Annotated in this window: 18 protein-coding genes; 11 read left to right on the top strand and 7 right to left on the bottom strand. The window is 39.2% G+C overall.

Going from position 1 to position 15,402, the window contains the following annotated elements:
• Window positions 1–544: 544 nt before the first annotated feature.
• From DWX84_RS01385 to DWX84_RS01370, 4 genes are all read left to right on the top strand, one after another.
• Window positions 545–1,456 (top strand): helix-turn-helix domain-containing protein, encoded by a 912-nt coding sequence (locus tag DWX84_RS01385; protein ID WP_005859021.1) that lies wholly within the window; start codon window positions 545–547, stop codon window positions 1,454–1,456.
• Window positions 1,457–1,540: 84 nt separating this feature from the next.
• Window positions 1,541–2,647: a site-specific integrase gene (locus DWX84_RS01380; protein ID WP_118403265.1), complete on the top strand. Its 1,107-nt coding sequence runs from the start codon at window positions 1,541–1,543 to the stop codon at window positions 2,645–2,647.
• Between the two features lie 9 nt (window positions 2,648–2,656).
• The gene (locus DWX84_RS01375; RefSeq protein ID WP_005859029.1) at window positions 2,657–3,022 is read left to right on the top strand and encodes a hypothetical protein; all 366 of its coding nucleotides are present in this window, start codon (window positions 2,657–2,659) and stop codon (window positions 3,020–3,022) included.
• 264 nt (window positions 3,023–3,286) lie between these two features.
• On the top strand, window positions 3,287–4,162 hold the full coding sequence (locus tag DWX84_RS01370; RefSeq protein WP_005859030.1) for a hypothetical protein: 876 nt from the start codon (window positions 3,287–3,289) through the stop codon (window positions 4,160–4,162).
• A 30-nt stretch (window positions 4,163–4,192) separates the two neighbouring features.
• Here the strand turns inward: DWX84_RS01370 and DWX84_RS01365 are convergent, their stop codons facing one another.
• Both DWX84_RS01365 and DWX84_RS01360 read right to left on the bottom strand, forming a co-directional pair.
• Window positions 4,193–5,050: a reverse transcriptase family protein gene (locus DWX84_RS01365; RefSeq protein WP_005859032.1), complete on the bottom strand. Its 858-nt coding sequence runs from the start codon at window positions 5,048–5,050 to the stop codon at window positions 4,193–4,195.
• A gap of 24 nt (window positions 5,051–5,074) precedes the next feature.
• Window positions 5,075–5,290, bottom strand: a complete 216-nt coding sequence (locus DWX84_RS01360) for a hypothetical protein (RefSeq protein WP_005859034.1) — start codon at window positions 5,288–5,290, stop codon at window positions 5,075–5,077.
• A gap of 466 nt (window positions 5,291–5,756) precedes the next feature.
• On the opposite strand from DWX84_RS01360, the gene DWX84_RS01355 reads away from it, so the two are divergent.
• The 7 genes from DWX84_RS01355 (at window position 5,757) to DWX84_RS01320 (ending at window position 11,285) form a co-directional block, all read left to right on the top strand.
• Window positions 5,757–6,122 (top strand): helix-turn-helix domain-containing protein, encoded by a 366-nt coding sequence (locus DWX84_RS01355; RefSeq protein ID WP_005859036.1) that lies wholly within the window; start codon window positions 5,757–5,759, stop codon window positions 6,120–6,122.
• A gap of 11 nt (window positions 6,123–6,133) precedes the next feature.
• A complete protein-coding gene (locus DWX84_RS01350; RefSeq protein WP_005859037.1) occupies window positions 6,134–7,510 on the top strand; it encodes a DUF3987 domain-containing protein in 1,377 nt (458 codons plus the stop codon).
• Between the two features lie 78 nt (window positions 7,511–7,588).
• On the top strand, window positions 7,589–8,668 hold the full coding sequence (locus tag DWX84_RS01345) for a DUF6371 domain-containing protein (protein ID WP_005859039.1): 1,080 nt from the start codon (window positions 7,589–7,591) through the stop codon (window positions 8,666–8,668).
• A gap of 138 nt (window positions 8,669–8,806) precedes the next feature.
• Complete coding sequence (locus DWX84_RS01340; protein ID WP_004316509.1) at window positions 8,807–9,115, top strand: MobC family plasmid mobilization relaxosome protein; 309 nt, start codon at window positions 8,807–8,809, stop codon at window positions 9,113–9,115.
• On the top strand, window positions 9,105–10,046 hold the full coding sequence (locus tag DWX84_RS01335) for a relaxase/mobilization nuclease domain-containing protein (protein ID WP_005859041.1): 942 nt from the start codon (window positions 9,105–9,107) through the stop codon (window positions 10,044–10,046). Before DWX84_RS01340 ends, DWX84_RS01335 begins: the two co-directional genes overlap by 11 nt.
• 34 nt (window positions 10,047–10,080) lie before the next feature.
• Entirely contained in the window at window positions 10,081–10,479 is a 399-nt protein-coding gene (locus DWX84_RS01330) for a hypothetical protein (RefSeq protein WP_005859043.1), read from the top strand.
• Window positions 10,480–10,553: 74 nt separating this feature from the next.
• Window positions 10,554–11,285, top strand: coding sequence for a restriction endonuclease subunit S (locus tag DWX84_RS01320; RefSeq protein ID WP_106390636.1), 732 nt, complete (start codon window positions 10,554–10,556; stop codon window positions 11,283–11,285).
• On the opposite strand, the gene DWX84_RS01315 is transcribed toward DWX84_RS01320, so the two are convergent.
• The 5 genes from DWX84_RS01315 to DWX84_RS01295 are packed head-to-tail and all read right to left on the bottom strand — an operon-like array spanning window position 11,206 to window position 15,401.
• Entirely contained in the window at window positions 11,206–11,814 is a 609-nt protein-coding gene (locus DWX84_RS01315) for a restriction endonuclease subunit S (RefSeq protein ID WP_008779798.1), read from the bottom strand. The genes DWX84_RS01320 and DWX84_RS01315 overlap by 80 nt on opposite strands.
• Before the next feature lie 10 nt (window positions 11,815–11,824).
• The gene (locus DWX84_RS01310) at window positions 11,825–12,256 is read right to left on the bottom strand and encodes a hypothetical protein (protein WP_005859071.1); all 432 of its coding nucleotides are present in this window, start codon (window positions 12,254–12,256) and stop codon (window positions 11,825–11,827) included.
• Between the two features lie 36 nt (window positions 12,257–12,292).
• Window positions 12,293–12,718: a hypothetical protein gene (locus DWX84_RS01305; protein WP_005859074.1), complete on the bottom strand. Its 426-nt coding sequence runs from the start codon at window positions 12,716–12,718 to the stop codon at window positions 12,293–12,295.
• 12 nt (window positions 12,719–12,730) lie between these two features.
• Complete coding sequence (locus DWX84_RS01300; RefSeq protein ID WP_005859076.1) at window positions 12,731–13,732, bottom strand: virulence RhuM family protein; 1,002 nt, start codon at window positions 13,730–13,732, stop codon at window positions 12,731–12,733.
• Window positions 13,725–15,401, bottom strand: coding sequence for a class I SAM-dependent DNA methyltransferase (locus DWX84_RS01295; RefSeq protein ID WP_005859077.1), 1,677 nt, complete (start codon window positions 15,399–15,401; stop codon window positions 13,725–13,727). The genes DWX84_RS01300 and DWX84_RS01295 overlap by 8 nt, the downstream gene beginning before the upstream one ends.
• Window position 15,402: the final 1 nt, after the last annotated feature.

The following is a 15,402-nucleotide window of genomic DNA, read 5'->3' as shown; positions in this document are numbered from 1 at the left end:
TATTTCTCTTTTGGTCAGCATACAATATCCGTGAAAATATCTTGCACTTAGTTGACATTATCGGCGAAAACGTCCCTAAATTTTGTACCTTTGTAACCGATAGGAAACAGGTGAACTTCATTGAGGATGCAATACTTCCTCATAGTTCTGATTCATTGGGAAAAAAGTGTAATACAGCCTTAAAAACAAGTCTAGGAGGCTCAAAAACAACTTTTCTACCAATTAATTTGCAATAATCTATCATTCAAGCAGCTATGTATGCTGCATCGGTAAGTAGGTAGTGATTACCAGCGATTAGCATATATCATCAATGATTATTAAGGCGTTCATTTTGAGCGCCTTTCTTTTTAGCCTTATAAGCGATGGTTATCGTTTATAGGGCTTTTTCAGCTCATTTTTGTACCGTATTTGTTACTCGCTTGTTACTCTCCGATTTTAGGTCGGAAAGGTCGTGGAGAAAGTTGACTGTGGTTGACTATGATTGACGATAGTTGAACAAAATGGAGAAATAACAAGAGAAATAAACCTCTAAAAAGTAACGAATATGGCAACAAGTAAAATGAAAATCAAAAAGGTATGCGAGTGGTGTGGCACAACATTTTATGCCCAAAAGCTAACAACACGCTTCTGTTCTCATCGGTGCAATAATCTTGCATACAAAGAAACGGTACGGCAGAAGAGAATACAAGAAGTAGAAACCAAAGTCCAAACGATCATCAGTGAACAACCCATATCCGATTTCAAGGATAAAGAATATCTATCGTTCAAAGAAGCTGCGACTTTATTAGGGCTGAGTAAACAAGCCGTATATAAAATGGTATATGCCGGAAAGCTGCAAGCATTCCGCATCAGTAGCAGGTTGTCTTTTATCCGTAAAAAAGATATTGACCGGATGGTAGAAGCTCGTCCTTATGAACAACGACATCCGAAGGACACTATTCCTATCACCGATTTCTACACCACAGCCGAAGTCAAAGAGAAATATCATGTAAATGAATCATGGATATTTGCGGTAGCCAAGAAGAACAACATTCCTCGCACTTTCAATCGTGGCAAGACCTACTGGAGCAAGAAGCACATGGACACTTACTTTGCCAAGAAAGCCCCGAGTCCAGACATCAATGAATGGTATAGTACACAAGAAATGCAGGAAAAATTCGGCATGACCTTATCCGCTATCTACACTTTCGTTTCTAAGAATGCCATTCCAAAGAAGAAAGAAGGTATCATGGTGTATTATTCCAAGAAACATGTCGATATAGCCAAAGGAGTGGAAGTACCCGAAGAACCTCAGTATTATACGGTAGCCGAAGCTATGGAGAAGTTCAATCTTACCCGTGACCAACTCTATCATTATGCGAAATATCATAATATCCCAAAGGTCAAGAAGGGCAAATACACGCTTATCTCCAAACCTGAATTGGATAAGCTACTTGCAGCCCCAAAAATTGAATAAGTTATTTATCGATGAATGTTCTCACCATTGAATCACCTTATTCCTTTGCACCAAACAAATGTAAAACTCTAAATATTAAACAGTATGACACACACGTGTACAAAAGTAACAGTTCGTCAGAGAGCGATTCGGAATAATCGCATCTCCTTGTATCTGGATTATTATCCGGCAGTTCGTAACCCCGAAACCATGCAGATGAGCCGTCGGGAATATCTCGGCATCTACATCTATGCCCATCCTAAAAATGAAATGGAACGGGAATTCAACAACGATATGCTAAACAAGGCAGAGGCTATCCGTTGTATCAGAGTGCAATCGCTCATCAATGAAGAGTTCGGTTTCTTAGACAAGACCAAACAGAAAGCCGACTTTCTCGCCTACTTCAAAAAGATGTGCCGAAGCAAAGACCAGAAATGGATGTTTGTCTATCAGCATTTCTACAACTTCGTCAAAGGGCAATGTACCTTCGGCGAAGTGAATGTGGATTTATGTAAGAAGTTCCGTGAGTACCTGTTGAATGCCAAGCAGCTCAAACACAGCAATCGTCCCATATCTCTCAATTCGGCATCCGGCTACTACTCTACTTTCAGAGGATTGTTGAAGATTACTTACCGAGACAAATGGCTTCGAGAAAACATCAATGACTATCTTGACAAGATTGAACCACAAGATGTGAAGAAAGAATACCTGACACTGGACGAAGTGAAACAACTTGCCGCCACTCCTTGCGACATCCCCGTTCTGAAAGCCGCCTCATTGTTTGCTTGTCTGACAGGTTTACGCATCAGCGATATTCTCAATCTTCAATGGGAAGATTTTGCCATTGCTCCCGACCAAGGCTATTGCTTGCGTATCAGAACTCAGAAAACCCAAACGGAAGCGACACTCCCCATCAGCTACGAAGCCTATGAACTATGCGGTATGCCCGACACAGGTAAGGTATTCAAAGGGTTGAAACGAAGTATGATTAATTATCCGCTGAAGAACTGGCTCAAAAAGGCAGGAATAACGAAGCCGATAACCTTCCACGGATTTCGTCACTCCTACGCAGTTATCCAAATCTCTTTAGGCACAGATATTTACACTGTCTCAAAGATGCTAACCCACAAGAACGTTTCCACTACTCAAATCTACGCAGATTTGGTCAATGTAAAGAAACGAGAGACAGCCAATAAGATTTCACTGAAATAAATTACAGCTATGAAACGAGGAATCATAACAAACAACGGACATGGTATCCATATTTCTGATGGAGAAGTATGGATGACCGTTTGGGAGATTGCCGACTTATTCTATACAACAGTTGGATCAATCAATTCCCGTTTAAAAGCAATATTGAAAGCCAATGTCTTAAAGAAGTATGACATCTGCCAATGTATAAAGTTGGAAAATAGGAATAGTGCCGATGTATATAATCTCAACATGATTATAGCTCTATCCTATCAAATAGACACTGGACATTCTGCAGCATTCAGGAGATGGTTAATAAACAAAGTTACTCATAATCAAGATTACAACATCCTGTTATATCTCAACAAAGGTACAAACCATACATTGTATTGCTAATAAACTATACCTCTATACCCTATTGATTATCTGCATTGTTTATCCCAAATGATGCAGATAATTTTTATTTTTGAGATACACAAGTTTGTTGCACCAACTATTTTCATCTAAAAACAAGAAATTTGCAATACGCTTATTATTAAGCATGTAACATGATGAAAAGTGATGAAATATATCGTCAAAAGCCCATTGACAAGCAAAACTATGGATTTTCTCAAAAATTAATCCTATATATTTGCACACAAACGATTAATACAACTCACTATGGAGCAGAAAAAGATAGAACAGATAACATTGCATCTGATTGTTTTTGGTACAATCATTATCATTAGTGTTTTAGCCCGTCAGACCGTACTTCACTATGGTTGGGACGAGTTCAGCAGCTACCTTATTCTTATAGTATGCTCTATTGTCATAGGAGCTATCTACCTCAATCTACAAATGGCATTCAGACAACTCCTTTCCCCAACAATAGAAAGATGCATTTTGAGATTTGAGGGCTACCGTAATAAGGCTGTGGTGGTAGAAGCTCTAGTGAAACATTCGAAACTTGCCGAAAGTACCATTATTTCAAAATCCATCATTTCTGAACCTGAAATTGAAATTAAATCTGACACAACAGAAGAAGTTTCTACCCCTTCGTGTTCTGAACTCAATGAAGATGTGACAGAACTTCCAAAGGAAGAAGCCACACCTTCTACCATCAATAATATACCCATCGCAGAATCCAATCAGCCATCAGAATACGAGATATTCCGTGCCAACGCTATGGCTGAGAAGGAACGAGCATCGCAAGAAAAATTAGATAAGGTTCTCGCATATACGAAACAAAACTTGGTTCTCTACCTTAGCGAAACTGACCTCAATCGTCTATGTGGATATATTACAGAATATTACTTATCAGATACTATGCCCAAAGTCGAGCAAATAAAGGTTGATGCCCAATTAAAAACCATTGACATCATGCACTTTGGTTGGAATATAGGTAAGGCATTTGGCAAGCCACGTTTGCAGACAGCCACATTTATCAAAAGGGTATTTGCTCATACCCTCCGTGATTCAGAAATATCTACCATTGAGCGTAAGATGTCGCATACGGAATCCGTATGCAAGATTAAATTAGATAGGAGAATTGCATAAAATCACCACATATAATGACAACATAAATAGTCAAAGCGAACTTGATTTTTCAATTATTGACAAATACGCTTTTATTCCTTGTAGCTTATTCTTTATAAATTCGTGCGTTGAGAGCTGCTTGGATAGTATTGCTATCTTTTTTTTATAACCCAAAGGAGCAAGAAGTCGGTTATTTTGGCATATTACACCTGTTATAATAGGATTTTTAGTTTGATAATGTGTCTTTTTGTGACTGATTCTGAATCCTGACTTTTTAATGATTGCAAGGAACTGAGGTACTAGATTTTTAAAATCAACTTTAGATGACAAAGTTATATCATCAACAAACATTGAAAATTTAATATGATGCTCCTTTGCTAACTGGTCAATTTCCGTACCTATGGGTTTAAATACCAAATTAGCAATTAAAGTTGAGGTTGGAACACCTTGCGGAACTTGATATTTATGAGTAGTTAGTTTAGTTAATATTCTTGCTATAGCAGGCGTACAACCCTCTCGAAGAAACATTTGAAAAACTTGCTTATGAGAAATAGATGGAAAAAATGACTTCAAGTCTGTCGTAAATATATATTTATTTCCTTGATGAAGACGAGCATTACGCACATTATTTTTCCCCCGAATACCACCATAAACATATTGAGGAATTTTAACTTGCTTTGACATAAAATCGTAAAGGCGCGTTTGAACCTCTTTTAGTTTTCCTCTAGACGAGTTTATTTGTCTAGTGGCAATTTCTCCATTACTATTCTTCTTTGGTTTGTCAGTAAACTTATTAAATTTTACTCTTTCAAAAGAATAATAGTAATCTTCTATGTGTGCCAATAAGTAATCCAACTGTCCCTTATTAACACCCAGTATATATAGTAAATATTTTTCGTTTGTTATCATCAAAAAAAGAAATTAGAGAGCTGATTATAACAATTCAAAAAAAGATTTGCACCATTCAATCAAAGGCTTCATTACATTCGATAATTGAATCAATGCCTTTATAAATTCAGCAATGGCTTTAATCCATTTTGCCAATTTTTTTATCTTCTTCTCCTGTGTTACAATCATTGGAGAACAATGGAGGGAAATTTTGTAAGCCTTCTTCCCTCTCTTTGAAGGCTTCTTCTTTTTTTTAGCCATAAGCATTTAATTTTAGTTCGGGCAATATTGCCACGTGCCTAAAATCAATATGACCTAACTAAAATATGCTTAGACATTGTCTTCCATTGTACTCTCTATTTTCACGTGCCTAAAAAATGGACACAAATTAATGAAGTAGATACGAATCTTCCATGTATCGACAATCGGAAATAATGAACGAACTATATGAGATGTTCTTGTCTCCATTCTGCCATACTTCAAAACTATATCCGCCCCATTTTACCAATGACTTGGTGCGATTGCTCGCTTTAGGTTTTAGCATAATCTAGTCTCCAAAGCCTTCCTCAGTCTATCAAAGAACTAATACATTGTAAACATAGCGAAATCTTCGCAATTATTCTACCAACTACATCAAAAAGTTATTCATCAGTTATATTTTGGTGAATAATTCCACCATTGAAACACCTGTTTCCTTTGCCATCGAACAATTAAAAACGATTGGCGTATGCAAAAAGAAACAGTAACATTTGATAAGCTGCCCGAAGCGGTAGGTTATCTGACCGAACAAGTCATCGAGTTGAAAAGAATGGTATCGGAACTTCAACCGCCCGCATCAGACAAACACGTGTTGGTTGAAATTGAGGATGCTTGCCGTATTATCAGAAAAGCCAAGCCTACCATTTATACATTGGTACGCAAAGGGCTGCTTCCTGCCTATAAGAAAGGAAAAAAACTCTATTTCTACGAAGACGAACTTCTAGCATGGATTGAGAATGGTCGAAGAAAAACTTCCGAGCAAACATACGAAGAGATGCTTGCCAATATGCAAGGCGGCATCCGTCATAAGCCCAAATCATCCGTGAAACTTTAATAGGTGTGGCTATGGATACATATTCTATTAATCCGGCATCCATCATTGACGAAGCGGTTGATTTAAGTATGCGACTAACGGGTACTGATTTCCCTGTTAGCATATTCCCTACAAGAATCCAACGTATCATCAGCGAGGTACACGAATGCCATAACTACCCAACCGACTACATTGCCGCAGCTATCCTTACGGCACTAGCAGTCGGCATTGGCAACACGCATCTTGTCCAAATCAAGCAAGGCTGGGTGGAAAGCCCTATCCTATATATAGCATTAATTGGACGACCGGGAGCAAACAAAAGCCATCCGCTCAGCTTTGCGATGAAGCCGTTTCTTGATTATGACTACCGACAGAATCAGGAATTTGAAAAGGCACTTGCAAAGTACGATGAGCTGATGAGCATGAGCCGCAAGGAACGTGCGGAAAGCGGTAGTGAGCAATTTCCACAAGAGCCTATCCGCAAACGCTTCTTGGTTTCGGATGTAACGCCCGAAGGATTGAGCCTCATTCATGCTCAAAACAAACGTGGGTTATGCTTGTGGGCTGATGAATTATCCGCTTGGTTCAAGAATTTCAACCGCTATAACAACGGTTCGGAGGAACAGTTTTGGCTCTCAGTATTCAGTGCAAAGACCACCATGTCCGACCGCAAGAACGCCAAGAGTTCCATCTTCATCAAGCGTCCGTACATATCGGTTATTGGGACTATCCAAAATAAAATCTTGAATGAGTTGGCTAAAGGTGAACGTTCCAGCAACGGGTTTATCGACCGCATCCTGTTTGTAATGCCGAATCTGCAACAGAAAGCACGGTGGAATGACAAAGAACTGCCGGAAGATATAGAGCAAGAGTGGAATGCCATCATTGACAAGCTGATACAATCAGAGTGCCACCTCAATGAACATGGAGAGATTGAACCACAAATCCTTTTTTTCTCAGAGGATGCCAAGAAACGGCTTTACGAGTGGCAGCACCATTTTTCTGAGCTGTGCGACCGGGAAACAAACGACACCATCGTAAGTATCTATTGCAAGCTGGAAATATACATCATCCGTTTCTGTCTGATTATCCAATTAGCACGATGGACTTGCGGAGAATGTGATAAGACCTGTATCGACCTGTTGACAGTGGAACGAGCAATCAAACTGACGGAGTATTTCAAAGAGTCTGCATTGAACGTTCAAAATGTCCTCAATGAAAATACGCTCAACAGCCAACAACAGACAATAGTCAATCTGCTTCCTCCATCCTTTACAACCGCCCAAGCTATGCAGATAGCCGAGCAAAACGGGATGAAGGAGCGCACGTTTCAACGCTTTCTCAATGACAACATCGGGACATTGTTTCGCAAAGAGAAACATGGAGAATATTCAAAGACTAACCCGTGACATTTTTGTCGGTATTGACACTTTCCAAACGAAAACGACAATAACGACAAAAGTGACACACTAAAAAAGAAACATACAATGAGTACACATAGATTCATATTAGAACCCTACAAAGGTGTCAGCACTCGACATACTTGTCCGAACTGTCACCGCCAAAGATGCTTTTCCAAATACATTGATACAGAGAAGCAAATCAAGTTCCCAGAATACGTGGGGCGTTGTGATCATGAGCAGAAATGTGGTTATCACTTCACGCCTCGTGATTACTTTGAGCAGAATCCATCTGAGAAAGAAAAGTTTGCAGAGAATAGCTTCGGAAGTTATACACCTATTAAAGAAGTAAAACCGATAGCCATCTCCTACATGGATTTGGATATAGTCAACCAATCATTACGAGGCTATTCTGCGAACAAGTTATTTCAGTTTCTATCGGCCCAATTCGGAGAGACGGAAACATTGAATCTTATGAAGAGATACAAGGTTGGTACATCCAAGTATTGGGATGGTGCAACCGTATTCTGGCAAACGGACAATCGGAGTAAAGTCAGAACTGGTAAGATAATGCTTTACAATTCCAAAACGGGTAAGCGAATAAAAGAACCATACAATCATGTTACGTGGGTGCACTCCGTATTACACAAAGATGATTACAATTTGAAGCAGTGCTTCTTCGGTGAGCATCTGCTTTCCGAAGACAAAAACCGTCCAGTTGCGCTGGTCGAAAGCGAGAAAACGGCAATTATTGCATCTTACTATCTGCCGCAATTCCTATGGATAGCATCAGGTGGAAAGAACGGTTGCTTCAATGTCAACAGCCTATCCGTTTTAGCAGGAAGAAGCGTTGTATTATTCCCTGATTTAGGTGCAACCGACTATTGGCAGAGCAAAATCAGCCTGATGAAAAGCTGCGGAATTGAAGTACAAATGTTCGATTATCTGGAAGCCAACGCTACCGAAGACGAACGCAAAGAGGGCTACGACATAGCTGATTATCTACTCAAAGTGAAGCCTGACGAAGCCATTCTTCAACAAATGATAAGGAAGAATCCTGTCTTGAAAACACTGATAGAGACATTCGATTTAAAGCTCATCAGCGTACAACAAGGCACTCCACAACCGAAGGTTTTACCACCCAAGAAGCGAGGATTCAGACTTTGAACTCAGGGAGAGGAATCGAGACTTTTTTACTGTAGCAAGTTAATGTCGGTGTATTACATTCCCCGACCACTTGCTCCTCAAAAAGTCTGAGGAGGCGGCTCCCGATGGTCACACATTATTCACTAAAAACAGATTCAAATGGAAAAGAAATATACAGTAACACTCCGTCTGTCATATCAGCAATACGCATGGCTTGGTGCGCTTTGCAGACGGAGCAAGCAGACTCAAAGCGAAGTGATCCGTTCGCTCATCGAAAACGGTTCGGTACGTGAACGAATCACGCAAGAGCATATTCACATCATCCGTCAACTGATTGGCGAAAGTACCAATCTTAACCAGTTGGCAAGACAGGCAAACACCTACGGTTTCTTCGCCGTAGCGGACAGATGCAAGGAAATGGCTCAGCACATTAACCTACTTATAAAACGTTTGAAAGATGATAGGTAAACAGACTAAAGGGACATCGTTCGGTGGCTGTGTTAGCTATGTTCTCAAAGAGGAGAAATCCAAATTGCTGGAAGCAGTTGGAGTAGAAGGTACACCCGAACAGATGGCGGAGCAATTTGAGTTACAATCGCTGCTCAATGATAAGGTAAAGAATATTGTCGGACATACTTCGCTCAACTTCTCACCGGAAGATAGCGAACGCTTGAAATATGATGATGAACTGATGTTGCAAATTGCCCACGACTACATGAAACTGATGGGAATCGAAAACACGCAGTACATCATTGCCCGGCACATCGACCGTGAACATCCGCATTGCCACATCGTCTTTAATCGAGTGGACAATGACGGCAAAACGATTAGCGACAAGAATGACTTTCGCAGGAATGAGAAAGTTTGCAAAATGTTGACCGCCAAATATCGCTTGCATTTTGCCAATGGTAAAGACCATATCAAGGAGGAACGATTGCGCCCTTATGACCGAGCAAAGCATGAGATATACAAAGCGTTGAAAGAGGAACTGTCCCAAGTACAAAATTGGGCTGACTTAAAGGATGCACTTGCCGACCGAGACATTGATATGAAATTCAAGGTCAGCCGAACTACACGGGAAATACAGGGTGTAAAATTTGAGTACAACGGTTTTTCTTTCTCCGGCTCTAAGATTAGCCGAGAGTTCAGCTACTTGAATATCGACAACCGACTGGAAGAGAATGCTTGTGCATCCTTGTTTGAATCACCCAAACAGGAATCCAGACATAAGGAAGATAATGTACAACAAAGCGTTTCCCATTCCGATGATGGCTCAAGCATCAGTCTCGGCTTGCTAAACGGCAACTCGTCCTACGATGCCACTGCCGCAGAAGAAGCCGAGTTCAATCGGCTGATGAAAAAGAAAAAGGCTAAGCGCAAGCGAGGCTTTCATTTATAATCCACTTTTTATTAACACTTTAAATCAATTATTTATGGAAGATTTGATTCTAGATTTCAATCTCTACTTGTGTGAGAAGTTCGGCTACAGAAACAGTTGTAGCGTGATGCAAAATGCCAATGGCTTTTGTGTGAACATCAGTGAACGTGATCTAGACTGCTACATCCGCTTCTGGGAGTATAGTTGTGGAAGAGGCAATTTCCCCGACTGGTCTATCATCATTGTGCGCAGTAACTTCAAGAAGAACCAAGAAGAAAGCCTGAAAGATTTGGCTCGCTTCTTCAAGGAGTACATGCCACGCTACGGTTACAAATACCTTTGTACCGAAGGTGATAACTACAAGTATTATCAAACACTCGGTTTAAAGCTCATCTATCGAGGAATCTTTGATCAAAACAATTATGGATTGCCGATTAAAGACTTAAATGTCTGACACATCGTTTAAAATTGAGGAGGGGACTTTTCCTCTCCTTTTCTTATATACCGATAAATCAGAATTTAGAAGCAATGGCAAAGCAGCTTTACGATTACTGGTTTGTGCAATTTGACTTTCCAGATGAGAATGGAAGACCATATAAGTCAAGTGGCGGTGAAATGGTTTGGAATGAGAAGTTGAAACGTAAGATTCCTGCATCTTGGGAAAACAAAAATATAGAGGATATTGCTGATGTTTACAATGGTGCAACCCCTTCTACTATTAATGAACAAAATTATGGAGGAGATATTGTTTGGATTACTCCGAAAGATTTATCTGACCAGAAGCAAAAGTTTGTATATCAAGGAGAACGCAATATTTCGCAAGCAGGATATAATTCTTGCAGTACTCATTTATTGCCTCCAAATACAATATTGATGTCAAGCCGTGCGCCAATAGGTCTGTTATCTATTGCTAAGACTGAGTTGTGTACCAATCAAGGATTTAAGAGCTTTGTTCCCAAAGCGGAAAACATATCAACTTACCTGTATTATTATCTAAACATTCACATCAAGCAGATAGAACAACTAGGCACTGGAACAACATTCAAAGAGGTGTCTCGTGAAGACGTGCTGAAATTTCCAATTCTAAAGCCAAGTGATGCAATCTTGGATTTATGGGAAAAGCAAGTGTCAGCTCTTAATAACAAACAGTTTGTAATTCAAAAAGAAAACGAATTCCTTACTAAGCAACGAGACGAACTTCTCCCACTTTTGATGAACGGTCAAGTATCGGTAAATTCTGATTTATCGAACGGTTTATAGCCGTTTTCCCATCGATAGTACGAATAGTTTTGGCCAGTTTCTTTTGCTCAGCAATAGAAATTGGCTTTATTTCAATGGCTTGGTATGCCTGCTCTAGTTGTAGGTTCTTAATTCCTGAAGTTTTGCCCTCAAAATTGAAGAAAGCTCCCATGTTATAAAAGTGCTGAATGTAGAGATAAATGTATTCCGCATCCCACTCTTTTTTCACACGGAATGCTGCGCAAAAGTTTGAACAATCAACCGATTGCAACTTTTCTATAAGGTTAGGCGTTATAAGGCAAACTCTTCCTGTCGATTGTGTGGGGCTGCCTCCTGATTTTTCTACAATTATATCACCTACTTGTAGCAGCTTATTTTCATAACTACGTTTTGAAATATACCTTTTGGGTATATGATTATAATCTTGGTTTTTGATGGGCTCAATATCTGCACCACGTACACAGAAGACTTCGCAAGGAGTGTCTTCCGTATGTGATTCATTGCCCCAATCACCTGATATAAAAGTCTCTATGGTTTCTATTAGTTTCATTATTAAGAAATCAGATAGCGTTAATACTTATTGAAAGGATGACAGATATGAGCGCAACTATCAATGCCCACTTTGCAATTAAACGAGAGTATTTTGCTTCATACAATGATGCAAGAATACTATGGTATCTTTGCTCTTGACAAGCTTTATAGCCTTCTGGTGTGAGAGACATTTGCTGTGAGTTTTCATCAAAATTGATGAGACCCAACCATAACATTTCATGGACCCAAAGTTCAGTTTGTGCATGAATAGAGTCAATATAGTCAAATGTGCATTGTTTGTCAAGATACGTATGGATGTCCTTATATGATACATAGTCCTTACCAATATAAAATTGATTGGCAAGTAAATAATCCAAGATTTTACAGAATAGCCAATATTTCACTCGGCAATCTTTTGATATTTTGGTTTCACTTTTAAGAAATTCTTTAATTTCAGTCATTATATCTAATCGTATATATTTACTTTTGTAGTTTTATTACCAGTTTCTTTTTTCTTCAAAATTAGCTATTTTCTTTGACTCCCAATGCTCGTTGAGAATTTCGTAGAAGCGGTCATATATCTTTCTTTTAATAGACTCAGAGTCAAATTCGTTATCATAATAGCATTGGCTATAATCCACAAAGAACCGCTCTTGCGGCAATAGTTTCTCGTACTCATTGTCCAATACCCCCTCTATGGCGTCCTCTAAGCAGGGTGATATTTCATCGTAACACTTGCTTTGGTACTCTATTGAGAGAATATTAAAAAAGTTAAACGAAGAAGGATAATCATCTGTACCTATGTGAATGTTCCAGGAGTTTATTTTACGAATGGCTCGCTTACAAAGACTGTTTATGATGCCTTTTGCAAAATACTCGCATTGATCCTGTACTTCTTGGATAAGTTTTTCGTCTTCTGTCATACTATATCTATATTATTCACCCAACATTCCCCTAACTTCTTTATCGAAGTCAGAATCAATCCGTTGGGTTTTATTAAAAATATCGTATTCGCTTTCTGCCTTTGTCTTGGCTTGTGCCGCAGAGATTCGCCCTTTGTCGGGCAATATCTGATATTTGCGGAAAGTCAGAAACTCATTGACACTGGCTGCAAATTGCTCCATATTGAACGTGTTTTCACGCTCTATAAGGTCTTCTATATAGTCGAAATATCCTGTTACTACACGTTCCAACCGACGGATTTCATTTTCCTGCAAATAGTTCTTGGCTATTGACACATCCGATTTCAAGATACGCCCATCGGGAGCATTCTTCCATGTAGTCAGCCCCATGTGTTCTTGGGTATGGTCAGCCTTAGTGTAGATGATTTCTGCTGCTGTTTGCCCGGTAATGGCATAGTGAAAACGGTTCTGTATCATGGCATAGAAATCGTGTGTGGTAGGCGAGTTCTTGTCATAGTCAATACTGCACTCTGCATATATATCGGTAATCTGTTGCCAAATACGCCGTTCACTGGCACGGATGGAACGTACCCTTTCCAACAATTCACGGAAATAGTCTTTTCCGAATACTGCCGTTCCCTGTTTTAAGCGTTCATCGTCAAGCACAAAGCCTTTCTTGATATACTCATTCAGAATCTTGGTAGCCCACTGACGGAACTTGGTAGCTTTTGGAGAAGATACACGATAGCCAACAGCAATAATCATATCAAGATTATAGAAATCAACCAACTCTTCAACCTCGCCTCTTATGCCTCGATTTACGACGGTTGCAATTTTTGCAACCGTCGTGTCTTGCTGTAATTCTTCCTCTCTAAATATATTGGCTATGTGGCGGCTAATACCTGATTTATCAATACCGAAAAGCTCTGCCATAGCCTTTTGCGTACACCAAATGGTTTCGTCTTTTATAACCACCTGTACTCTTCCCTCTTTATCGGGAAGATTGTATAACAAAAACTGTATTTCGTTACTCATTGTTTCCTACATTTTCGTTGAACTGCAAAGCATCCAACTGCTTCATAATTTCCTCTTCCAACCGATGGCTTTCTTTAAATTGCTCGGAGAGTATTTGTTTATAATTTGCCATACGGTTGTTAAACTCTTCTTCCGTTATATCTACATAATCTATCTTGATGTCGAAATATTGTCCAGCAGAAAGAGAATAGCCCTTTTCCTTTATCTCATCGTAAGAAACAGCTACGGAAAAATCCTCTACAACTTCTTTGTTGCGGAACGTATTGACTATTAAATCTATCTCATTATCAAGCAAACGTCGTTTCTGGTTATTGCCTTCTTTATATTCTTCACCTAATTTGCTTGCATCAATCAAAATTACTTTATCTGCTGTTGCCGACTTATCAAAGAATATAACGGACACATTCGTTCCGGTAGTAGCAAATACATTAGTAGGCATTGATATACATCCACATACTATATGTTCATCTACAATTTTTTGAAGAATATTATAGGCAACAACATTGTTACGTTTTTTTGATGTAATAAAACCAGTTGGGACTACGACAGCTGACTTCCCTGTATCCTTTAAAGAGTTTATTACATGCTGTAAGAAACACAAATATATTCCCATCTGAGGCTTTTCGGGATTGATTTTTTTAACCTTATTCGGAACTCCAGCCCAAAACCGAATCGTATCAGCAGCTAATGTATCACGATACTCTGGAAAATCAAGTTTAAATGGAGGATTTGAAACGATAAAATCAAATTTCTTCAATGCGCCACTTAATTCTGTATGTGATGGTTCTGTCAATGTATTGCCCTGTACAACATTTGGCAGAGAAGCAGACAAACTATTCAGAATAAGGTTTAGACGCAACATTTCACTCGACTTTTCTGATATATCCTGACTATAAATCGAGCATCTATCTTCTCCTATCTGATGAGCAAGAGCCATAAGCAATGTACCTGTTCCAGCCGATGGGTCGTAACAAGTCACGCCTCGTAAATCTGCATTGTCCCCGACCAATAATCTCGCCATAACTTGGGCTATGGCACGTGGAGTATAATATTCGGCATATTTACCACCTCCGGCATTATTAAATCCCTTCAGCAAATGCTCGAATATTCTTGAAAAGAAGTCATACTTCTCAATAAATACATGTTCAAAATTGAATGAAGCAACATTACGCATCAGCGATTTTGCAAATTCATCACGCTTTTGTTGGTCAGTTACAAATGTTGTTATGGCACTGAAGATATTTACCTTACTTTTTCCGGAAGTTGTTACAGAAAAGGTATCTGCATTGATATTGGCTATATCTATTAATGTAGCATCCAACAATGTAGAGAAATCTCCCTTTCCTGTGAAATTATATAGATGAGAGAGTGTATGTTCAGGTTTAAGTCTCGGCACAGAAGCAGGCAAATAACTGAAAAGGTCTTCTACCTCTTCCTCTGTAAATGTATCATATTCGGCATCCCACTTTTCTGCTTTGCTTAGCCGTTCTCCGTACATTTTATCTCGCTTGGCTTCATAGCCGAACTTATCATTAAAGAACTTGTACAGAAACATTTCTGTGACAATTTTATATTCGCTTCCTGTTCCTGCCAAACCAAATGCACCTGTTGTACTTTTCAAAGAATCAATCAGGGCAATCGTTGATTCTGTTATATTTATATCGCTCATA

Source organism: Parabacteroides sp. AF21-43 (assembly GCF_003635435.1).
In the GTDB taxonomy this organism is placed as follows: domain Bacteria; phylum Bacteroidota; class Bacteroidia; order Bacteroidales; family Tannerellaceae; genus Parabacteroides; species Parabacteroides distasonis.
The sequence above is the reverse complement of the archived record's forward strand: the minus strand, read 5'-3'. Positions and strand labels throughout refer to the sequence as shown.